Source organism: Streptomyces sp. NPDC088553 (genome assembly GCF_044752965.1).
GTDB lineage: Bacteria > Actinomycetota > Actinomycetes > Streptomycetales > Streptomycetaceae > Streptomyces.
In genome coordinates, this window is the sequence record NZ_JBIVMG010000007.1 from 413543 (window position 1) to 433492 (window position 19950).

At 71.6% G+C, this 19950-nt stretch carries 19 protein-coding genes; 15 read left to right on the plus strand and 4 right to left on the minus strand.

What is annotated here, in order from left to right; genetic code table 11:
* Positions 1–3: 3 nt before the first annotated feature.
* The 7 genes from ACIP8Z_RS25745 (at position 4) to ACIP8Z_RS25775 (ending at position 6798) form a co-directional block, all read left to right on the plus strand.
* The gene (locus ACIP8Z_RS25745; RefSeq protein WP_402087256.1) at positions 4–357 is read left to right on the plus strand and encodes a DUF3817 domain-containing protein; all 354 of its coding nucleotides are present in this window, start codon (positions 4–6) and stop codon (positions 355–357) included.
* Complete coding sequence (locus ACIP8Z_RS25750) at positions 354–647, plus strand: MTH1187 family thiamine-binding protein (protein ID WP_402087258.1); 294 nt, start codon at positions 354–356, stop codon at positions 645–647. Before ACIP8Z_RS25745 ends, ACIP8Z_RS25750 begins: the two co-directional genes overlap by 4 nt.
* Before the next feature lie 156 nt (positions 648–803).
* Positions 804–1526, plus strand: coding sequence for a hypothetical protein (locus ACIP8Z_RS25755; RefSeq protein WP_402087261.1), 723 nt, complete (start codon positions 804–806; stop codon positions 1524–1526).
* Between the two features lie 44 nt (positions 1527–1570).
* Positions 1571–2230, plus strand: a complete 660-nt coding sequence (locus tag ACIP8Z_RS25760) for a DUF4166 domain-containing protein (protein ID WP_402087506.1) — start codon at positions 1571–1573, stop codon at positions 2228–2230.
* A complete protein-coding gene (locus tag ACIP8Z_RS25765) occupies positions 2227–2919 on the plus strand; it encodes a TetR family transcriptional regulator (RefSeq protein WP_402087264.1) in 693 nt (230 codons plus the stop codon). Before ACIP8Z_RS25760 ends, ACIP8Z_RS25765 begins: the two co-directional genes overlap by 4 nt.
* A 90-nt stretch (positions 2920–3009) precedes the next feature.
* On the plus strand, positions 3010–4833 hold the full coding sequence (locus ACIP8Z_RS25770; protein WP_402087266.1) for a glycosyltransferase family 2 protein: 1824 nt from the start codon (positions 3010–3012) through the stop codon (positions 4831–4833).
* A gap of 3 nt (positions 4834–4836) precedes the next feature.
* Positions 4837–6798 (plus strand): galactose oxidase-like domain-containing protein, encoded by a 1962-nt coding sequence (locus ACIP8Z_RS25775; RefSeq protein ID WP_402087268.1) that lies wholly within the window; start codon positions 4837–4839, stop codon positions 6796–6798.
* An 18-nt stretch (positions 6799–6816) separates the two neighbouring features.
* Here ACIP8Z_RS25775 and ACIP8Z_RS25780 read toward each other — a convergent pair whose 3' ends face one another.
* A complete protein-coding gene (locus tag ACIP8Z_RS25780; protein ID WP_402087509.1) occupies positions 6817–7839 on the minus strand; it encodes a glycoside hydrolase family 6 protein in 1023 nt (340 codons plus the stop codon).
* A gap of 71 nt (positions 7840–7910) precedes the next feature.
* Entirely contained in the window at positions 7911–8906 is a 996-nt protein-coding gene (locus tag ACIP8Z_RS25785) for a DUF5937 family protein (protein WP_402087270.1), read from the minus strand.
* Between the two features lie 83 nt (positions 8907–8989).
* On the opposite strand from ACIP8Z_RS25785, the gene ACIP8Z_RS25790 reads away from it, so the two are divergent.
* The 4 genes from ACIP8Z_RS25790 (at position 8990) to ACIP8Z_RS25805 (ending at position 13071) form a co-directional block, all read left to right on the plus strand.
* Positions 8990–10360 carry an MFS transporter gene (locus ACIP8Z_RS25790; protein ID WP_402087273.1) on the plus strand — a complete coding sequence of 457 codons (1371 nt, stop codon included), beginning with the start codon at positions 8990–8992 and terminating at the stop codon, positions 10358–10360.
* Between the two features lie 31 nt (positions 10361–10391).
* Positions 10392–10901 carry a MarR family winged helix-turn-helix transcriptional regulator gene (locus tag ACIP8Z_RS25795; protein WP_402087275.1) on the plus strand — a complete coding sequence of 170 codons (510 nt, stop codon included), beginning with the start codon at positions 10392–10394 and terminating at the stop codon, positions 10899–10901.
* Positions 10902–10966: 65 nt separating this feature from the next.
* Positions 10967–11299, plus strand: coding sequence for a DUF3817 domain-containing protein (locus ACIP8Z_RS25800; protein ID WP_055601175.1), 333 nt, complete (start codon positions 10967–10969; stop codon positions 11297–11299).
* A 71-nt stretch (positions 11300–11370) separates the two neighbouring features.
* On the plus strand, positions 11371–13071 hold the full coding sequence (locus ACIP8Z_RS25805; RefSeq protein ID WP_319309790.1) for a methylmalonyl-CoA mutase family protein: 1701 nt from the start codon (positions 11371–11373) through the stop codon (positions 13069–13071).
* Between the two features lie 122 nt (positions 13072–13193).
* Here the strand turns inward: ACIP8Z_RS25805 and ACIP8Z_RS25810 are convergent, their stop codons facing one another.
* A complete protein-coding gene (locus ACIP8Z_RS25810; RefSeq protein WP_055604165.1) occupies positions 13194–13826 on the minus strand; it encodes a TetR/AcrR family transcriptional regulator in 633 nt (210 codons plus the stop codon).
* Positions 13827–14148: 322 nt separating this feature from the next.
* Between ACIP8Z_RS25810 and ACIP8Z_RS25815 the strand changes: the two genes are divergently transcribed.
* The 4 genes from ACIP8Z_RS25815 (at position 14149) to ACIP8Z_RS25830 (ending at position 18413) form a co-directional block, all read left to right on the plus strand.
* On the plus strand, positions 14149–15126 hold the full coding sequence (locus ACIP8Z_RS25815) for a tetratricopeptide repeat protein (RefSeq protein ID WP_402087278.1): 978 nt from the start codon (positions 14149–14151) through the stop codon (positions 15124–15126).
* A gap of 590 nt (positions 15127–15716) precedes the next feature.
* Positions 15717–16397 (plus strand): DUF6230 family protein, encoded by a 681-nt coding sequence (locus ACIP8Z_RS25820; RefSeq protein ID WP_030321181.1) that lies wholly within the window; start codon positions 15717–15719, stop codon positions 16395–16397.
* A 119-nt stretch (positions 16398–16516) separates the two neighbouring features.
* Positions 16517–17104, plus strand: a complete 588-nt coding sequence (locus ACIP8Z_RS25825; protein WP_319309788.1) for a DUF6114 domain-containing protein — start codon at positions 16517–16519, stop codon at positions 17102–17104.
* Positions 17094–18413 carry a hypothetical protein gene (locus ACIP8Z_RS25830; RefSeq protein WP_402087281.1) on the plus strand — a complete coding sequence of 440 codons (1320 nt, stop codon included), beginning with the start codon at positions 17094–17096 and terminating at the stop codon, positions 18411–18413. Before ACIP8Z_RS25825 ends, ACIP8Z_RS25830 begins: the two co-directional genes overlap by 11 nt.
* Before the next feature lie 73 nt (positions 18414–18486).
* On the opposite strand, the gene pyk is transcribed toward ACIP8Z_RS25830, so the two are convergent.
* A complete protein-coding gene (pyk, locus tag ACIP8Z_RS25835; protein WP_402087283.1) occupies positions 18487–19917 on the minus strand; it encodes a pyruvate kinase in 1431 nt (476 codons plus the stop codon).
* Positions 19918–19950: the final 33 nt, after the last annotated feature.

The following is a 19950-nucleotide window of genomic DNA, read 5'->3' on the forward strand; positions in this document are numbered from 1 at the left end:
TCCGTGGACATCAAGACCGCTTCCTCCCTCCACCGGCTCCGGCTCGTCTCCGCGCCGGAGGCCGTCTCGTTCCTGCTCCTGCTGGTCTGCTCGGTGCTCAAGCGGACGACGGACTTCAACGCGGTGCCGGTCATGGGTGCGATCCACGGCGTGCTGTTCATCCTCTACGTCCTGTTCTGGCTGGACGCCTGGAACCGGACCAAGTGGAGCTTCGGGACCGCCGCCCTCTACTTCGTCCTCTCCGTCCTGCCCCTGGGCGGCTTCTACGCCGAGCGGAAGCTCAAGGGCGAGGCCGAGAACGCGGTCATCGCCTCCCGCGCCCGCGCCGCGGCCGCCGAAGGCGCGGTGAAGGCGTGATCGTCGCGTTCTCGGTCACCCCGCTGGGCGTGGGGGAGGAGGTCGGCGAGTACGTCGCCGACGCCGTCCGGGTCGTCCGCGATTCCGGGCTCCCGCACCGCACCGACGCGATGTTCACGAGCGTCGAAGGCGACTGGGACGAGGTGATGGACGTCGTGAAGCGTGCCGTCGCCGCCGTCGAGGCTCGCGCGCCGCGCGTCTCGGTCGTCATGAAGGCCGACATCCGGCCGGGCGTGACGGACGGTCTGACCTCGAAGGTCGAGACCGTGGAGCGCCACCTCGGCGCCTGACGTCCGCCGGACGAACCCGGGAAGCCCCCGGCCCCGACGAGGGGCCGGGGGCTTCTTCGTGGCCGCTGGTTGAGCGACTGCTCAAAATCGGCTACCTTCACTCGCGGGCAGTTTTGAGCGGTCGCTCAAAATGCCGGATGAGCTGGGAGAACGGTGATGGGTCTCTACATCGAGACGCGCGTGCGCGCGGACCTGGAGACGCTCTGGGAACGCACGCAGGAACCCGGCCGGCACCAGCGGTGGGACCTGCGGTTCACGGAGATCGCGTACCTTCCGCGGGCCGAGGGCGAGCCGCGGCACTTCCGGTACGCGACGCGCGTCCTGCCCTTCCTGGTCGTCGCCGGCACCGGTGTCTCCGCGGGGGAGCGCCACCGGGCCGGCGGCGACCGGGTCTCGGCCCTCCGTTTCGCCTCCCCGCACCCGCTGTCGCTGCTCGCCGAGGGCAGCGGCTACTGGAGGTACGTCCCCACGGCCGACGGCGTCCGCTTCCTCACCGGCTACGACTACCGGCCCCGCTGGGGCCGCCCCGGCCGCCTCGCCGACCGGCTCGTGTTCCGGCCCCTCATGGGCTGGGCCACCGCCTGGTCCTTCGACCGGCTGCGGCTCTGGTGCGAGCGGGGCATCACCCCGGAGCGCTCCCGGAACCGCTGGCTGCTCGAACTCCTCGCCCGGACGCTGCTCGTGGCCGCGCCGTGGGCGGCCACCGCGCTGCCGCTGGGGCTCGTGTCGCCCGCCGCCGTGCCGCTCACCGTCCTCGGGCTCGCCCTCGCCGTGCTCGTACCGCCCTCGCCGCGCACCCCCGCGGCCCGGCGCTGTCTGCGCACCCCGCCCGCCCGCACCCGGGAGCCCCGGCTCCTCGCCGCCCTGGAGCAGCTGTGACCGCGACCGTGTCCTCCACCGCGCCCTCCATCTTCCGTACGGCCATGGGGGACGCGGCCTTCGAGCGCCTGCACCCCGAGCTCCGGCGGCGCTTCTCCGTCGGGCTCGCGAGCGGGGAGCTCTGCGTCGGGCGGGGTGTCATGGACCGGATCTGGCACGGCCGGGCGCTCGTGAAGCCGTTCCTCGCGGTCGGCGGACTGCGGAACATCCTGCTGCCCCGCACCGGCCGCGACGTGCCCTTCACCATCGAGAACGTGCCGTACGCGGACTCGTACGGGCGTGAGACCGTCACCTTCGTCCGGACCTTCGACCTGCCCGGCGGGCCCCGGCGCTTCGACGCCACCATGGTCCACAGCCCCGAGCGGGACTGCGTCCTCGACTACCTCGGCACGCACCAGCACCTCGCCAGCGATCTGCACCTCTCCGCCGAGCCGGACGGCTCGCTGCTCATCCGCTCCGGCGAGCACCGGTTCCGCGAGGGCCCGCTGGACGTGCGCGTCCCGGAACTGATCGGCGGCCGGGCCGAGGTGCGCGAGTCCTTCGACGAGCGCACCGGCCGCTTCCACGTCGACGTCCGGGTGGAGAACAGGTACGTCGGTCCCGTCTTCGGTTACGAGGGTTCGTTCGTCGCCGAGTACATGGACCTACGATCCCGGGGGGTGCGCGCGGGGCTGCGCCCGGTGCGCGAGGAGGTACGGGCATGAGCGGGGACGTGAAGGACCGGAGGGCGGGGGAGTCCCGGGGGCAGGACTCGCGCAGCCAGGGGACCCGGGAGAAGCTGCTCGCGGGCGCCCTGCGGACCCTCGTCGAGCAGGGCATCACCAAGGCCTCCGCCCGCGCCGTCGCGGCCGCCGCGGGCGTGAACCAGGCCCTCGTCTTCTACCACTTCGGGTCCGTCGACGAGCTGCTCGCCGAGGCCTGCCGGTACGGCGCCGAGCAGCGGGTCGCCCGGCACCGCGAGCGGCTCGCCGCGGTCGGCAGCCTCACCGAGCTGCTCGCCTTCGGGCGCGAGCTGCACGAGGAGGAGCGGGCGGCCGGCCATGTCGCCTTCCTCGGGCAGCTGCTCGCCGGCGCGCAGGCGCACCCCCGGCTGGTGCCGGCCACGGTCGCCGGTCTCGACCTGTGGATCACCGAGATCGAGCAGGTGCTCGTCCGGGTCCTGGCGGGGACCCCGCTCGCCGAGTTCACCGACCCCGCCGGGCTCGCCCGCGCGGTCGGCGCCTCCTTCGTCGGCCTCGAACTGTACGAGGGCGTCGACCCGGCGGGCGCCGAGGCCGCCTTCGCTGCCCTGGAGCAGCTGGGCGCCCTGATGGCAGCCGTGGAGGAGCTGAACCCCGTCGCCAGAAAGGCCGTCACGTACACGCTCCGGCGGCAGAGCGGCCGTACGCGCTAGACCAACCCACTCGGACTACTCCAGTCGACACGCCGATCGTTTGCCCCTTTCGTTGGGGTATCGACCCGTTCGACGACCGCTGGAGGCACCGTGGGGCCGGGAGGCTACGACTACGAGACCTACAGCCGACTCGCCGGTCCGCTCGCGGAACCGGACCCGGTGGCCTACCGGGTGCGGTACCGAAGCCTGCTCTCGAAGGAACCGCACCGGATACGCGCCGTCCTCCTGATGACCCTCGCGCCGGCCCTCTCGGCGCTGCTGCTCGCCTATCTCGTCTGGCCCAGCCACCGGACCGTCCGCGAGGGCGGCGACCCCCGGCTCGTCCACCTCGACACCGTGATGCTCGTGTTGATCGGGCTCATCTGCTTCTTCATGCTGGTGAACGTCACGGCGATCGCCCACGCGACCATGGTCGCCCGCGACCCGATACCCGTGCACGCCGAGAAGGGCACCCGCGTCGCCTTCCTCACCACGTACGTCCCGGGCAAGGAGCCGCTCGCCATGGTCCGCGGCACCCTGGAGGGCGCCACCCGGCTGCGGCACGACGGCCTCCTCGACGTGTGGCTCCTCGACGAGGGCGACTCCGCCGAGGCCAAGGCGCTCTGCGCCGAGCTGGGCGTACGCCACTTCACCCGGGCCGGCGTCCCCGAGTGGAACCGCGAGAAGGGCGTACACAAGGCGCGGACCAAACACGGCAACTACAACGCCTGGCTCGCCATGCACGGCGACGCGTACGACTACTTCGCCTCCGTCGACACCGACCACGTCCCGCTCCCCGGCTTCCTGGAGCGGATGCTCGGCTACTTCCGCGACCCCGACATCGCCTTCGTCGTCGGACCGCAGGTGTACGGCAACTACACCGGCGTCGTCACCAAGGCCGCCGAGTCCCAGCAGTTCCTCTTCCACGCCCTCATCCAGCGCGCCGGGAACCGCTACCACGCCCCCATGTTCGTCGGCACGAACAACGTCGTCCGGATCTCCGCCCTCAAGCAGGTCGGAGGCCTGTACGACTCCGTCACCGAGGACATGGCCACCGGCTTCGAACTGCACCGCAGGAAGAACCCGCGCACCGGCCGCTACTGGCGCTCCGTCTACACCCCCGACGTCCTCGCCGTCGGCGAGGGCCCGGTCTCCTGGACGGACTTCTTCGCCCAGCAGCTCCGCTGGTCCCGCGGCACGTACGAGACGATCGTCAAGCAGTACTGGAAGGCGCCCTTCCGCACCCCGCCGGGCCGCTTCCTCAACTACACCCTGATGCTCGCCTACTACCCGATGACCGCGGTCAACTGGCTCCTCGGCATCCTCAGCTGCGTCCTCTATCTCTGGTTCGGCGCCTCCGGCACCCAGGTCTCCACCTCGGTGTGGCTGATGATCTACAGCGACGCCGTCGCCCTCCAGATCGGCCTCTACCTCTGGAACCGGCGGCACAACGTCTCGCCCCACGAACCCGAGGGCTCCGGCGGCCTCGCCGGCATGGCGATGTCCGCGCTCTCCGCCCCGATCTACCTCGCGTCCCTCGGCTCGGCGGTCCTCCGCACCCGCGGCCGCTTCGTCGTCACCCCCAAGGGCGGTGAGGTCAGCCCTGACCGGATCCTGACCTTCCGTATCCATCTCGCCTGGGCGGCGGTCCTCGTCGCCTCGCTCGCCGCCTCCGTCCCCTTCGGGCACACCCACGCGGCCATGCGCACCTGGGCGGTCCTCGCCCTGCTCATCGCGCTCGCGCCGGTCACCCTCCGGGCCTTCACGGCCCTCGGGGAACGGCGCGCGCGCCGCGTCCGCGCCGAGGCCCGCGCCCGTGTCCGGGCCCGCGGCACGGCGGCCGCCCGCGAAGGGGTCGAGGTCGTCACGGCGGCCGCCCCGCCGCAGCCGGCCGCCCCCGGCAGCCCCGCCCCCACGACGAGCGGAGGGAACTGAGCCATGGCCCACCGGCCGTCGAAGAAGTTCAGGAAGACCCTTCTCGGCAGCGCGGCGGTACTGATCCTCGCGGCGCTCAACGCCCCTGCCGCCGTCTCCTTCGCCGAGGAGAAGTACCACGCGTACAAGATCGCCCAGCCCGGCTACCAGCGGCGGTTCGGCTCCTGGACCGAGGTCGCGGTCCCAGGCGAGTACCGGATCAACGCCATCCACGCGGCTCTGCTGCACACCGGCAAGGTGCTGCTGATCGCCGGCTCCGGCAACAGCCAGAAGAACTTCGACGCGGGGACCTTCGAGACCGTCCTCTGGGACCCCGTCAAGAACACCTTCAAGAAGATCCCCACCCCCGTGGACTTCTTCTGCTCCGGCCACACCCAGCTCCCCGACGGCCGGCTGCTCGTCGCCGGCGGCACCGCGCGGTACGAGATCCTCGACGGCGAGGTCAAGAGGGCCGGCGGCGGCATGCGGGTCAAGAACGAGAGCCCCGACAAGGCGGTCACCCTCAAGAAGGGCACCGTCTTCCGCTCGCCTTCCGGGGTCGAGTACGTCTCCACGTCCGACGTCACCGTCCCCAAGGCCACCCGCGCGTTCGAGATCTCGTACTTCGCGAGCGGCCAGATGAAGCCGTGGAAGACCAAGGTCACCGCCTCCGAGGCCCGGGTCTTCGTCGAGGCCCGCGAGGAGGGCCCGCAGGCCCTCACCACCGAGGCCGCGCAGTACGAGGTCGTCGGGCTCAAGGGCGACGCCGCCGACGACGTCTACGGCCTCGCGCAGAAGCTCACCACCGAGAAGCAGGACTTCCAGGGCATCAAGGGCGCCTACGAGTTCGACCCGAAGGCCGAGAGGTACATCCCGGTCGCCCCCATGAAGGACGCCCGCTGGTACCCCACCCTCGTCACCCTCCAGGACGGCAAGGTCCTCGCCGTCTCCGGACTCAACGACGTCGGCGACGTCGTCCCCGGCGACAACGAGATCTACGACCCCGCGACCAAGAAGTGGTCCAAGGGCCCCTTCCGCTACTTCCCCACCTACCCGTCCCTCTTCCTCACCCAGGGCGGCAAGCTCCTCTACACCGGCTCCAACGCCGGCTACGGCCCCGCGGAGAAGGGCCGCGAACCGGGCCTGTGGGACCTGAGGAAGAACTCCTTCACCAAGCTCGGCGGGCTCACCGACCCCGACCAGCTGGAGACGTCCGCCTCCCTGCTCCTGCCCCCCGCCCAGCACCAGAAGGTCATGGTCCTCGGCGGCGGCGGGGTCGGCGAGTCGGCCAGATCGACCGCCCGCACCTCGATCATCGACGTGTCGGAGGACGGCCCCGTCTTCACCGACGGGCCGGCGCTCCCGCAGGGCACCCGCTACCTCAGCAGCGTCCTGCTGCCCGACGACACCGTCCTCACCACCGGCGGCTCCAGGGACTACCGGGGCCGCGGCGGCAGCGACATCCTCAAGGCGCAGTTCTACGACCCGAGGAGCAATGCCTTCACCGCGGCCGCCGCACCCACCGTCGGCCGCAACTACCACTCCGAGGCGCTGCTGCTGCCCGACGGCCGGGTCGCCACCTTCGGCTCCGACCCGCTCTTCGACGACAAGGACAACACCCGGCTCGGCACCTTCGAGCAGCGCGTCGAGGTCTTCACCCCGCCCTACCTCCACAGGGCCGGCGCCGACCGGCCCGTCCTGGGGGAGGGGCCGCAGGAACTCGACCAGAACGGCCGCGCCACCTTCAAGACCAGGGACGCGGGCCGGATCGTCAAGGCCCGGCTCATGCGGCCCAGCGCCGTCACCCACACCACCGACGTCGAACAGCGCTCGGTGGAGCTCGGCCTGACGAGGAGCCAGAACGGGACGACGGTCACCGTCGACGTACCGGAGGACCGGACCCTCGTACCGCCCGGCTGGTACATGCTCTTCGTCACCGACGTGGACGGCATCCCGTCCGAGGCGAAGTGGATCCAGGTGGGCTGAGTCCGCTTCCCCGGCGGCCTACGACTTCGCCCTGCGCGCCAGGCCCAGGGCGTAGTCCGGCCACCACGTACCGGCGGCCGGGCCGCCCCGGCACGGGCCGTCCGAGTCGCCGGGGCGCTTGACCCACAGATACGCGTCGACCAGGTCGTCCCCGGTCCGGTCCGTCGGCGGTACGCCGAGGGCACGGCCCGGCGGATTGCACCAGGCCTCCGCCCGGTCGCCCGGGAGCGGGCCGTCGCCGTTCCGGCTGGTGTCCACGGTGAAGTGGGCGCCGCCGAGCAGCCCCGACAGCGTCGCGCCGAAGCGCCGCACGGCGTCGTTCGTCTGGAAGTTGGAGACGTTCAGCGAGAAGCCGTCCGCGCGGGCCACCCCCGCCCGGCGCAGCGGCTCCACCAGCTTGCCCGGATCGTCGATCCACGCCGGGTTGCCGGCGTCCAGATAGACCCGCGTCCGGGGCTGCCGCTTGAGCCGCTCGATGGCCTCGGCGAGCAGCTGGTACCGCTCGTGGTGGTACTGGGCCGGGGTGCAGCCGTCCACGATGTGCGGCACCGCGTCCGGCTCCAGGACGACGATCGCCGAGGCCTCCCCGAGCGCGGTGGCGAAGGAGTCGATCCAGGTCCGGTACGCCTCCGCGTCGTGCGAGCCGCCCGCCGAGTACATGCCGCAGTCGCGGTGCGGGATGTTGTACGCGACGAACACGGCCGTACGGTTCTCCGCCGCCGCTCCCCGCGCCGCGCGGGTGATCTCCGGCACGGGATCGTCCCCGGCCGGCCAGTCCGCGACCGGCCGGTCCGCGATCCGCTTGAGGACCCGGGCGTCCTCGGTCCTGCCCTGCGCCTCGTACTGACGCACCTGCCGGGCCGCGTCGCTCTCCGGGTCGACCCAGAACGGCGAGCCGCCGGCCGGGGACGCGCTCTCGCCGCGCGTGGACGGCGGCCCGACGGGGCCCTTCGGGGGCGCGTCCTCGCCGCAGCCGGCCAGGAGCAGCGCGGAGACGAGGGTCAGGGACAGGGCGGCGACGGTGGCGGTGCGGCGGGACATCCGGCCCCCAGGGTCGGGTACGGCGGGCACGGCGCGTACGGGGACGAAGCGGGGCCATCCTGGCATGACGGTCAGTCGGTTCCGGGCTGCGACACCGCGATCCCCAGCGGCGTCCGCTCGTACAGCACCTGGTGGCCGTACCGCCGGGAGGTCAACAGCCCCGCGTCCCGCAGCACCGACAGATGCGAGGAGACCGAGGACGGGGCCAGGCCCAGCCGGTGCGCGAGCGCCGTCGTCCCGGCCGGCTCGTCCAGGGCGCACAGCACGTCCGCCCGCGCCCGGCCGAGGAGCCGGGCGAGCGCCTCCGGCGTACGGTCCCGGGGCTCCGCCCACAGCCCGCCGATCCCGCGCGCCGGGTACACGACCGTCGGCTGCCACGGCGGATCGAAACCGCTCACCACGTCCGGCCAGGTGAACACCGACGGCATCAGGACGAGCCCCCGCCCCTCCAGCGGACGCACATGCTCACCGCGGTAGGAGTCGACCCTCAGCGTGGAGGTCTCCGCGGCCCAGTCGAAGGCCGGGTGCAGCTCGGCGAGGAGCCGTTCGAGGCCACCGTCCGCGAGCCGCCGCGAGTGGTACGCCACGTCGGCCTCCAGGAGCGCCCGCAGCCGGGGCCACTCGGGCGCGATCAGCGCCTCCCACGCGGCCTGGAGCAGATCGGCGAGCCGCCCCACCGCCCCGGCGGGATCCGCGAGCAGCCGCCGCCCCTCGGCCGTCGCGGCCGCCCCCGGGGTGTCCGCGAGCGCCCGCTCGAAGTCGTCGAGGGCGAGCGCCGGATCGGTCTCCCGTACCGCGGCGATCTCGTCCTCGAACGCGGCGGCGGGCCCCAGCGGCGGCGGATAGAGGAAGTCCGGGCTGTGCCCGTGCAACGGCATCAGCAGATGCAGCGGCCCGAGGTCGAGCTCCCGCGCGGCGGACGCGATCCGCCGCATCCACGGCAGGTGGTAGCCCTGCTTGCCGGGCCGGGCGAGGACCCGCACGGCGGAGTGGGTCTCCCAGAGCGGGGAGATCGCGAACCGGATCCGCAGGGTGTCCGCCTCCCCGAAACGCAGGTGGTACGGCATGGTCGCCCCCGCCTTCGTCCGGAAGATTCGTCTGGACCCGAAAGTCTAGGGCGGGCCGGGGCTCCGACGGCACGCTGCGGGACATGCCGAAGCACGACGACCCCACCACCGCGCCGCCCGGAACCGGACCGGAGCCGACCGCCGCCGCGCCCCTGCCTCCGCCCCCGCCCGGTCCGGTGTCCGCCGGCCCCGCGCAGGCCGACCCCGTGTCCGCCCCCGCCGGACCCGGTTACCGGGCCGTCTTCCGGGTGCGGGAGTTCCGGGTCGTCTTCGTGGCGCATCTCTTCTCCCTGCTCGGGGTCGTCGTCAGCGAGCTCGCGCTCACCGTGCTCGTCTACGACCTCACCCGCTCCCCATTGCTCTCCTCCCTCACCTTCGCCCTCGGCTTCCTCCCCTACCTCGTCGGCGGCACCCTGCTCGCCGGGCTCACCGACCGGCTCCCGCCCCGCCGGATCCTCGTGGTCTGCGACCTCTTCTGCGCCGGCTGCGTCGCGCTCATGGTCGTCCCCGCCACCCCCGTCGCCGTCCTGCTCGCACTGCGCTGCGCCATCGCCGTCGTCTCGCCCGTCTTCAACGGCACCCGCATGGCGACCCTCGCCGACATCCTCGGCGAGGGCGACCTCTTCGTCCTCGGCCGCTCCCTGCTGCGGATCGTCTCCCAGAGCGCCCTCCTCACCGGCTTCGCCGTCGGCGGCGTGCTGCTCACCGTCGTCCCGCCGCGCGGCGCCCTCGCCGTCACCGCCACCACCTTCCTCGTCTCCGCGCTGCTGCTCCGGCTCGGCACCGTCCGCCGCCCCGCCCGGGCGTCCGGGTCCGCGGACAGCGGGCTCGCCGGCACCTGGGCGGTGCTGCGGAACCGGCGGGTGCGGGCCCTGATGCTGATGTTCTGGATGCCGCCGCTCTTCGCCGTCGTCCCCGAGGCGCTCGCCGCCCCCTACGCCGACGAGATCGGGGTCTCCACCGCCGCCCTGGGGCTCCTCATGTGCGCGCTGCCCGTCGGCACCATCGCGGGCGAGCTGTTCGCCGGATCGTTCCTCTCCGCCGCGACCCGCTCCCGGATCGTGCTGCCGCTCGCCGTCACCGGGGTGCTGCCCTACCTCCTGTACGTCCCCGAGCCCGGCGTCGCCCTGGCGGCCGTCGCGCTCTTCCTGGCGGGCGCCACCGGCGCGTACACGCTCGGTCTCGACGCCTGGTTCGTCGCCGCCGTCCCCGAGGAGCAGCGGGGGCGGGCCATGACCCTGATGAGCGCGGGCATGATGACCGTCCAGGGCATCGGCATGGCGGGGGCCGGGATCGCGGCCGAGTTCGCCCCCGTGCACGTGGTCGTCGCGGGCACGGGCGTCCTCGGCACGGTCTGTCTCCTCGTGGCCGCCGCCGAGCTGCGGGCGGCCGGGGCGGCGGGGGAGTCGGGCCCGGTCGGGTCGGCCGGCGACCGAAAGGCGAGACGGGGCTGACCGGCATATGACCAGTCGGTAAGGTCGACGCGTGCCGAAGCCGCTCAGTCTCCCCTTCGACCCCATCGCCCGCGCCGACGAACTCTGGCAGAAGCGCTGGGGGCCGGTCCCCTCGATGGCCGCGATCACCTCGATCATGCGCGCCCATCAGATCCTCCTCGCGGAGGTCGACGCCGTCGTGAAGCCGTACGGGCTGACCTTCGCGCGGTACGAGGCCCTGGTGCTGCTCACCTTCTCGAAGGCCGGCGAGCTGCCGATGTCCAAGATCGGCGAGCGGCTGATGGTCCACCCCACGTCCGTGACGAACACGGTGGACCGGCTCGTGAAGTCCGGGCTCGTCGACAAGCGGCCCAACCCGAACGACGGCCGCGGAACGCTCGCCTCCATCACGGAGAAGGGCCGCGAGGTGGTCGAGGCGGCCACCCGCGACCTGATGGAGATGGAGTTCGGGCTCAGCGCGTACGACGCGGAGGAGTGCGCCGAGATCTTCGCGATGCTGCGCCCGCTGCGGGTCGCGGCGGACGACTTCGAGGAGAAGTAGCCCCTCGCGCCGCGAGGGCCGACCCGCGCGAAGATCGCCCGGAACGTGCCGTTACGCTCGACGGCATGAAATCCAGCGTGCTGACCCGTTACCGCGTCATGGCGTACATCACCGCCGTCATGCTGCTCGTGCTGTGCACCTGCATGGTCTTCAAGTACGGGTTCGACATGGGCGAGGACGTGACCTTCGCGGTCTCCCAGGCCCACGGTGTCCTCTACATCATCTACCTCGTCTTCGCCTTCGACCTGGGCTCCAAGGCCCGCTGGCCGTTCGGGAAGCTGCTCTGGGTCCTGGTCTCGGGCACCATCCCGTTCGCCGCGTTCTTCGTCGAGCGCAAGGTCGTCGCCGAGACGCTGCCGCTGATCAGCGGCGCGCGGCCGGAGCCGGTCAAGGCCTGACATGGACCCCCGCACTGATGTGCGGGGGTTTCCCATCGACATTTACTAGGACGTCCTAGTAAATTCGAAGCATGGACGCTGACGCCATCGAGGAAGGCCGCCGTCGCTGGCAGGCCCGTTACGACAAGGCCCGCAAGCGGGACGCCGACTTCACCACGCTCTCCGGCGACGCCGTCGAGCCCGTCTACGGGCCCCGGCCAGGCGACACCTACGAGGGCTTCGAACGCATCGGCTGGCCCGGCGAGTACCCGTACACCCGGGGGCTCCACGCCACCGGCTACCGCGGCCGGACCTGGACCATCCGCCAGTTCGCCGGCTTCGGCAACGCCGAGCAGACCAACGAGCGCTACAAGATGATCCTGGCCGCCGGCGGAGGTGGCCTCTCCGTCGCCTTCGACATGCCCACCCTCATGGGCCGGGACTCCGACGACCCCCGCGCCCTCGGCGAGGTCGGCCACTGCGGTGTCGCCATCGACTCCGCCGCCGACATGGAGGTCCTCTTCAAGGACATCCCGCTCGGGGACGTCACCACCTCGATGACGATCTCCGGCCCCGCCGTGCCCGTCTTCTGCATGTACCTGGTCGCCGCCGAGCGGCAGGGCGTCGACCCGGCCGTGCTCAACGGCACGCTCCAGACCGACATCTTCAAGGAGTACATCGCGCAGAAGGAGTGGCTCTTCGAGCCCGAGCCCCATCTGCGCCTCATCGGCGACCTGATGGAGCACTGCGCGCAGGGCATCCCCGCGTACAAGCCGCTCTCCGTCTCCGGCTACCACATCCGCGAGGCCGGGGCGACGGCCGCGCAGGAGCTCGCGTACACCCTCGCCGACGGCTTCGGATACGTCGAGCTCGGCCTCAGCCGCGGCCTCGACGTGGATGTCTTCGCCCCCGGCCTGTCCTTCTTCTTCGACGCCCACCTCGACTTCTTCGAGGAGATCGCCAAGTTCCGCGCCGCCCGCCGGATCTGGGCGCGCTGGATGAAGGAGGTCTACGGCGCCACGACCGACAAGGCCCAGTGGCTCCGCTTCCACACCCAGACCGCCGGTGTCTCCCTCACCGCCCAGCAGCCGTACAACAACGTCGTACGGACCGCCGTGGAGGCCCTCTCCGCCGTCCTCGGCGGCACCAACTCCCTCCACACCAACGCCCTCGACGAGACCCTCGCGCTCCCCAGCGAGCAGGCCGCCGAGATCGCGCTCCGCACCCAGCAGGTGCTGATGGAGGAGACCGGCGTCGCCAACGTCGCCGACCCGCTGGGCGGCTCCTGGTACGTCGAGCAGCTCACCGACCGCATCGAGGCCGACGCCGAGAAGATCTTCGACCAGATCAAGGAGCGCGGCCGCCGCGCCCACCCGGACGGTCAGCACCCGATCGGGCCGATCACCTCCGGCATCCTGCGCGGCATCGAGGACGGCTGGTTCACCGGCGAGATCGCCGAGTCCGCCTTCCAGTACCAGCGCTCCCTGGAGAAGGGCGACAAGCGGGTCGTCGGCGTCAACGTCCACCACGGCTCCGTCACCGGCGACCTGGAGATCCTCCGGGTCAGCCACGAGGTCGAGTGGGAGCAGGTCCGGGTCCTCGGCGAGCGCAAGGAGCGCCGTGACGACGCCAAGGTCCGCGCCTCGATCGACGCCATGCTGGCGGCCGCCCGGGACGGCTCGAACATGATCGCCCCGATGCTGGACGCCGTCCGCGCGGAGGCCACCCTCGGCGAGATCTGCAACGCGCTGCGGGACGAGTGGGGCGTCTACACGGAGCCCCCGGGCTTCTGACCCCTCCGCACGCCGCGCGCGGAAGGCTGACCCTTCCGCACGCCGCGCGCGCCGGCCACGTCGCGCGTCACGCCTCAGGGGCGGTACGGGAACTCCCGTACCGCCCCTGAGGCGTGCGGGCCTCAGCCGCCGGCGGCCGCCGCCGCTCCCAGACCGCCCACCAGGAGCGCCGAGAGCCGCGCCACCCACGGCTCGTCGACCGGCTCCGCGCTCACCAGCGCCCGGTGCACGACGGCGCCCGCGATCACGTCGAAGATCAGGTCGTCGGTGGCGTCCACCGCGACCGGGTCCCGGTCCGCCGGGAGTTCACCGCGCCGCTGCGCCCGCATCCGGCCCTCCAGGACGAGCCGCTTCTGCCGGTCGACGATCGAGGCCCGTATCCGCTCGCGCAGCGGCTCGTCGCGGGTCGACTCGGCCACCACCGCCATCAGGGCCGTCTTGGTCTCGGGGCGTTCGAGGAGGGCGGCGAACTGCAGGACGACGTTCTCGATGTCGGCCTGGAGGGAACCCAGGTCGGGCAGTTCGAGTTCATCGAAGAGGACGGCGACGGCGTCGACCACGAGCTCGCTCTTGTTGGCCCAGCGGCGGTACAGGGTCGTCTTGGCCACCCCGGCCCGGCCGGCCACGTCCCCCATCGTGAGCTTGGACCAACCCAGCTCGACCAGGGCCGCGCGGGTCGCCTCCAGGATGGCCGTGTCGGCCTCGGTGGAGCGGGGGCGTCCCGTACGGCTGCTGCGGTTGGTGCGGCTACACATGGACGTCGACCATACCCGCCGGTAGGTAGTGCGCCAGAGGGGCGACGTGTGAGGCAGTTCACCGTACGGATCCGGTCCGCGCCCTCCCCCCGGCTCACCCGGGAGAGTTACGCTACGACCTGTAGCGAAAGGCATTGAGCGGCCTGAGCGACAACCACGCACCGGGTGGGGACCCGGTGCACCGCACCGGGTGGGGACCCGGTGCGAACCGAAGACGAGGAACCGTGTCGCCCCACGTCTCGCACACCGGCGGGAGACGTGCGGACGGCACGGTTCAGCCATGGCTTACCGGTTACGCGCGCGGAAGGGGGAGGATGTACGTATGCAGCCCCGAAACATGTCCATGAGCGGCGTCGTCGACCTCGCCGCGGTGAAGGCGGCCGGAGAGGCCAAGGCGAAGGCGGAGCAGACGCGCGCCGCAGCCGCCCGGCAGGGTGGCCCCGCCGCCGTGCCCCCGTCCGCCCTGGTGATCGACGTCGACGAGGCGGGCTTCGAGCGCGATGTGCTCCAGCGTTCCGCCGAGGTCCCGGTCGTCCTCGACTTCTGGGCCGAGTGGTGCGAGCCCTGCAAGCAGCTGAGCCCGCTCCTGGATCGGCTCGCCGTCGAGTACAACGGCCGCTTCCTGCTCGCGAAGATCGACGTCGACGCCAACCAGATGCTGATGCAGCAGTTCGGCATCCAGGGAATTCCGGCCGTTTTCGCGGTGGTCGCCGGTCAGGCGCTGCCGCTCTTCCAGGGCGCCGTGCCCGAGGCCCAGATCCGCGAGACCCTCGACCAGCTGATCCAGATCGGCGAGGAGCGCTTCGGTCTGACCGGCATCGTCGTCGACGCGAACGGCGAGGCCCTCGACGGCGGTACGGCCACGGCCGCGCAGCCCGTCGGCCCCTACGACGCGCTCCTCGAAGCGGCCATGTCCGCGCTCGACGCGGGTGATCTGGCCGGCGCCGTCCAGGCGTACAAGAACGTGCTCGCCGACGACCCGGCCCACCCGGAGGCCAAGCTCGGTCTCGCCCAGGCCGAACTCCTCGCCCGGGTGCAGGACCTCGACCCGGCCGCGGTCCGCAAGGCCGCCGCCGACGGACCGGCCGATGTGACCGCGCAGATCGCCGCCGCCGACCTCGATCTGGTGGGCGGTCATGTGCAGGACGCCTTCGGGCGGCTCGTCGAGACCGTGCGCCGCACGGCCGGCGAGGACCGGGACGCGGCGCGGCTGCGGCTCCTGGAGCTCTTCGAGGTGATCGGCGCCGACGACCCGCGGGTCACGGCGGCCCGGCAGGCCCTGGCGCGGGTGCTGTTCTAGTCCCGTCCGGCGCGCCCGATCGTCCGACGATTTGGCAGCAGGGTGACAAAACGCGGCCGCGCTTTACCAAAACTTGGTAATCGCGGCCGCTGTTACTTGCAGTAAATCGAACCTGTGAGTCTGTCCGTATTCTTCCGGCAATCTGCCGACATTCCTCACCACGCGAACGTACCCTCCGTGCCCATTCGGCCCCGCCCCGCCATGGCGTGGTTATCCACCCGTTACTAGCCAGTAACGAACCCCCTTGTGCGGGGGCCCGGAATGGACCACGATCGGCGACGCTCGGTCCGAACCGCACCACCCCGGCAACCACCCGGGACGCGGCGAGGGTCCCCACCGGGTGGACCGGTGTTCCGGCACCGGTCGTGGACAGGGGGGTTCCCGCTCGCACCGAACGGGGCCTGTCCAATCAGGTCGCGCGCCAAGGCGCGGCCCATGGTTGTCGCTCGGGGGTGATCGCCGGTGATTCGGACGCGCAACGCGCCGCCTGATGCCTCGGCGCTCTCCTTCCCGAGGACGTAGCTCTTCTCCCATCCCAGGACGGGCCCCGCGCCCTTCCGGAGATGTACGTCCGAGAAGGAGGAATTCTCATGAAGTCCCAGGTTCGTGGCGGGACCAGATGGAAGCGGTTCGCCGTCGTCATGGTCCCGAGTGTGGCCGCGACGGCCGCGATCGGTGTCGGCCTGGCCCAGGGCGCGCTGGCCGCGTCCTTCAGCATCTCCGGCCAGGAATTCAAGGTTAAGGCCAACAGCCTCGTCGGTACGGACTTCGTCCAGTACGGCAGCGTCGACGCCGGCAAGGACCTCGAGGGCAAGGACTTCGCCGCCCCGGTGGCGGTGTCCGGCTTCTCCGAGGCCTGGATCACGAACATGTGCCAGTCGGTCGTGACGCCGAAGGTGCCGTTCATCGGTGACGTCACCCTCCGTCTGGAGGCCGGCACCGAGGCCGCCAAGACCGGCAAGGCCGAGGACAAGGTCTACGCGAAGGGCATCTACCTCGATGTCTCCGAGCTCAAGGCCGACGCCGAGTTCACCAACATCGACATCGGCATCGCCGCCGGCGACCTGCACAAGGTCAACGGCCAGCCGGTTCCGGGCAAGCCGGGCATCCAGCCCAACACCAAGGCCAACCCGTACGGCTTCGGCCAGCGCGCCGAGCAGGCGACGCTGAACAACGTGGAGCAGAAGGCGTGGGCCACCACGGCCGGCACCTTCAAGCTCCCCGACCTTCACCTGTCCCTGCACCGGGGCACCTCGAAGGAGTGCTACTAGGACTGACCGGTCCGTGAGGACCAGGTCGTCCTGAGGGTGGGGCCGCCCCGTGCGGTCCCACCCCCCCCAGGCACCCTCTCTTCAACATCTCAGCAACACCGCTTCCAGGGAGCTGTTCCATGAGCGCCGAGATCCCCGCCTCCCGCGAAGTCCCCAAGAAGGAGAACCGGTTCAAGGTCTGGCGGCAGACCCGGCCCTTCTGGGCGGGACTGTTCACCATGATCGGCGGCGTACCGATCGCCTACCTTCCGTACGGGGACATGCGGCTCGGCAATGTCACCCTCGCCATGCAGACGACCGCCGGAGCCGGCGCGCTGATCATCGGCGTCCTGCTCATCACGCTCGGTCTGACGATGTGGTTCCAGCCCATCGTCCGGGTGTTCGCGGGTGTCGCGACGATCGTCCTGGCGCTCGTCTCCATCCCGGTCTCCAACTTCGGTGGCCTGATCATCGGCTATCTGTTCGCGGTCATCGGCGGCGGCATGTCCGCCGCGTGGGCGCCCGCCCCGCCGGCCGAGGAGACCGACGAGGCAGAGGCCGACGCAGAGCACGACGGCCGGCCGGAGGCCTCCGACGAGGCCGTCCCCGCCCTCGACCCCGAGACCGAGGCCATGGTGGCGGCCGTATTCCCGGAGCAGCGCGAGGGCGCGCAGCCGCTGACCGACACGACGATCGACGCCAAGGGCGGGAGGAACAGTGCGGGGTGACGAGACTCAGTCGGCGCTCGCGAAGGAGGGCCCGCGGCACGCGGCCCCGCGCAAGTCGCTGCTGAACAGGATCCAGGGCCCCGCGGGCAAGGCGATGGCGCTGGCCGCCATGCCGACCGCGGTGTTCGTGGGCATGGGCCTCACGCCCAGGCTCGCCCTCGCCGACGAGAAGGACATCCCCTTCGCCCCCGGTCCCTGTGTGACGCGCTCCGACGAGCCGACGCAGGAGGAGACGGAGAAGCCGGCCGAGACGACGAAGCCGACGCCCTCCTCCACGCCGACCGCGACGCCTTCCGCGACCGCCACCCCCACCGCCACCGCGACCCCCACCGCCACCGGAAGCCCGGCGCCGACCGCGACGGAGACCGAGCAGGCGGCCACGCAGGCGCGGGAACAGGCGAAGACCACCGCCTCGCCGACCGCGACGCCGACCCCGACGGCCACACCCACGCCGACGAAGTCGAAGAACCCGCTCGACCCGCTGGGCGTCGGCGACGCCCTCAAGGACCTGTTCGACGGCCCGGACCCGAAGCCGACGGCAACGCCCACCACGGCGGCCCCGACGACCCAGGCACCCGCCCCGAGCGCCTCCGCCACGGCCCCCGCCGACAAGCCGGGGACCGCCGACGAGCCGGCCGCGACCACCCCGCCGAAGTCGACCGCCGCTCCGAAGGCGACCGCCGACCCGGGCGCGGAGAAGACGAAGCGGCAGATCGAGGAGGCCGCCGAGCAGGCCGGCGCGAAGGTCCAGGAACTGCCCGAGAGCGCCAAGGGCCTGGACGCCAAGAAGGACGAGTCCATACCCGACGGCGCCAAGCCGCACATCCCGTGCGCCGTGCCGGACCCCGAGGCGCTGGCGGCGGCCGAGCTGGAGCCCGGCATCCCACTGCTCCCGGACGAGCCGTGGCGCCTGGACAGCACGAAGCTGACCCTGCTGGGCCTCAAGTACCACGGCATCGTCGAGGTCAAGACCGGCAGCGGCAAGATCAAGAAGGCGCTGAAGTTCACCGCGTCCACGGTCAAGATCAAGGATCTGCACCAGACGACGGTCCACTCCGACGGTCTGTCGGGCCACGTCCGGTCCACCCCGGGCGAGGAGTCGACCATCACCGAGGGCACGGTGACCATGTACACGGAGTCCCTGAAGGGCAACCTCTTCGGGATCTTCCCGGTCACGTTCAGCCCGGCGACCCCGCCGCCGCTCGACGTTCCGCTCGCCATCTTCACCGATGTGACGGTGATGCAGGCCGGCCAGTTCGGCGGCACCCTCAGGGTCCCCGGCCTCCGCAACACGATCGAGCCCAGCTGATCGGCGCCCGACGTTCTCAGCCGCACGACGAAGCCCCCGTCCGCACCCAGCGGACGGGGGCTTCGTCGTGACGTCAGGCGCGCTCGCCGCCACCGAGGTGGTGGACGCGGACCATGTTCGTCGTGCCGGGGACGCCGGGGGGCGAACCGGCCGTGATGATCATGGTGTCGCCCGCGTTGTAGCGCTGGAGCTTCAGGAGCTCGGCGTCCACCAGGTCGACCATCGCGTCCGTGTTGTCCACGTGCGGGACGACGAAGGACTCGACGCCCCAGCTCAGGGTGAGCTGGTTGCGGGTGTTCTCGTCCGTCGTGAAGGCGAGGATCGGCTGCTGGACGCGGTAGCGCGAGAGGCGGCGGGCCGTGTCGCCGGACTGGGTGAAGGCGACCAGGGCCTCGCCGCCCAGGAAGTCGGCGATCTCGCAGGCCGCGCGGGCGACGGAACCGCCCTGGGTGCGCGGCTTCTTGCCCGGGACCAGGGGCTGCAGGCCCTTGGAGAGCAGCTCCTCCTCGGCCGCGGTGACGATCTTCGACATCGTCTTCACGGTCTCGATCGGGTACGCGCCGACCGAGGACTCGGCCGACAGCATGACCGCGTCCGCGCCGTCCAGGATCGCGTTGGCGACGTCGCTCGCCTCGGCGCGGGTCGGACGGGAGTTGGTGATCATCGACTCCATCATCTGGGTCGCGACGATCACCGGCTTGGCGTTGCGGCGGCACATCTCCACGAGGCGCTTCTGCACCATCGGGACCTTCTCGAGCGGGTACTCGACGGCGAGGTCGCCACGGGCCACCATGACCGCGTCGAAGGCCGCGACGACGGCCTCCATGTTCTCGACGGCCTGCGGCTTCTCCACCTTGGCGATGACGGGGACCCGGCGGCCCTCCTCGTCCATCACCTTGTGGACGTCCTTGACGTCGTCGGCGTCACGGACGAAGGAGAGCGCGACCATGTCGCAGCCCATGCGGAGCGCGAAACGGAGGTCGTCGACGTCCTTCTCCGACAGGGCGGGGACGTTGACCGCCGCACCGGGCAGGTTGATGCCCTTGTGGTCGGAGATGACACCGCCCTCGACGACGATGGTCTTGACCCGGGGGCCCTCGACCTCGACGACCCGCAGTTCGACGTTGCCGTCGTTGATCAGGATCTGGTCGCCCTTGGAGACATCGCCGGGCAGGCCCTTGTAGGTGGTGCCGCAGATGGACTTGTCACCGGGGACGTCCTCGGTGGTGATGGTGAACTCGTCACCGCGCACCAGCTCGACCGGGCCCTCGGCGAAGGTCTCGAGACGGATCTTGGGGCCCTGGAGGTCGGCGAGCACGCCGACGGCGCGACCGGTGTCCGCGGAGACCTGCCGGACGCGGTCGTACCGCTCCTGGTGTTCCGCCTGGGATCCGTGGCTGAAGTTGAATCGGGCCACGTTCATGCCGGCCTCGATGAGAGCCTTCAGCTGCTCATACGAGTCGACGGCGGGGCCCAGCGTGCAGACGATTTTGGAACGGCGCATGAGGCGGATCCTATCGGTTTGTTTCACTGCGGA

What these genes read in the sequence shown, in the direction of transcription:
- ACIP8Z_RS25755 (WP_402087261.1), top strand. Translation starts at nt 804, where the DNA reads ATGGGTCTCTACATCGAGACGCGCGTGCGCGCGGACCTGGAGACGCTC.
- ACIP8Z_RS25760 (WP_402087506.1), top strand. Translation starts at nt 1,571, where the DNA reads ATGGGGGACGCGGCCTTCGAGCGCCTGCACCCCGAGCTCCGGCGGCGC.
- ACIP8Z_RS25765 (WP_402087264.1), top strand. Translation starts at nt 2,227, where the DNA reads ATGAGCGGGGACGTGAAGGACCGGAGGGCGGGGGAGTCCCGGGGGCAG.
- ACIP8Z_RS25775 (WP_402087268.1), top strand. Translation starts at nt 4,837, where the DNA reads ATGGCCCACCGGCCGTCGAAGAAGTTCAGGAAGACCCTTCTCGGCAGC.
- ACIP8Z_RS25780 (WP_402087509.1), bottom strand. Translation starts at nt 7,839, where the DNA reads ATGTCCCGCCGCACCGCCACCGTCGCCGCCCTGTCCCTGACCCTCGTC.
- ACIP8Z_RS25785 (WP_402087270.1), bottom strand. Translation starts at nt 8,906, where the DNA reads ATGCCGTACCACCTGCGTTTCGGGGAGGCGGACACCCTGCGGATCCGG.
- ACIP8Z_RS25790 (WP_402087273.1), top strand. Translation starts at nt 8,990, where the DNA reads ATGCCGAAGCACGACGACCCCACCACCGCGCCGCCCGGAACCGGACCG.
- ACIP8Z_RS25800 (WP_055601175.1), top strand. Translation starts at nt 10,967, where the DNA reads ATGAAATCCAGCGTGCTGACCCGTTACCGCGTCATGGCGTACATCACC.
- ACIP8Z_RS25805 (WP_319309790.1), top strand. Translation starts at nt 11,371, where the DNA reads ATGGACGCTGACGCCATCGAGGAAGGCCGCCGTCGCTGGCAGGCCCGT.
- ACIP8Z_RS25810 (WP_055604165.1), bottom strand. Translation starts at nt 13,826, where the DNA reads ATGTGTAGCCGCACCAACCGCAGCAGCCGTACGGGACGCCCCCGCTCC.
- ACIP8Z_RS25815 (WP_402087278.1), top strand. Translation starts at nt 14,149, where the DNA reads ATGCAGCCCCGAAACATGTCCATGAGCGGCGTCGTCGACCTCGCCGCG.
- ACIP8Z_RS25820 (WP_030321181.1), top strand. Translation starts at nt 15,717, where the DNA reads ATGAAGTCCCAGGTTCGTGGCGGGACCAGATGGAAGCGGTTCGCCGTC.
- ACIP8Z_RS25825 (WP_319309788.1), top strand. Translation starts at nt 16,517, where the DNA reads ATGAGCGCCGAGATCCCCGCCTCCCGCGAAGTCCCCAAGAAGGAGAAC.
- pyk (WP_402087283.1), bottom strand. Translation starts at nt 19,917, where the DNA reads ATGCGCCGTTCCAAAATCGTCTGCACGCTGGGCCCCGCCGTCGACTCG.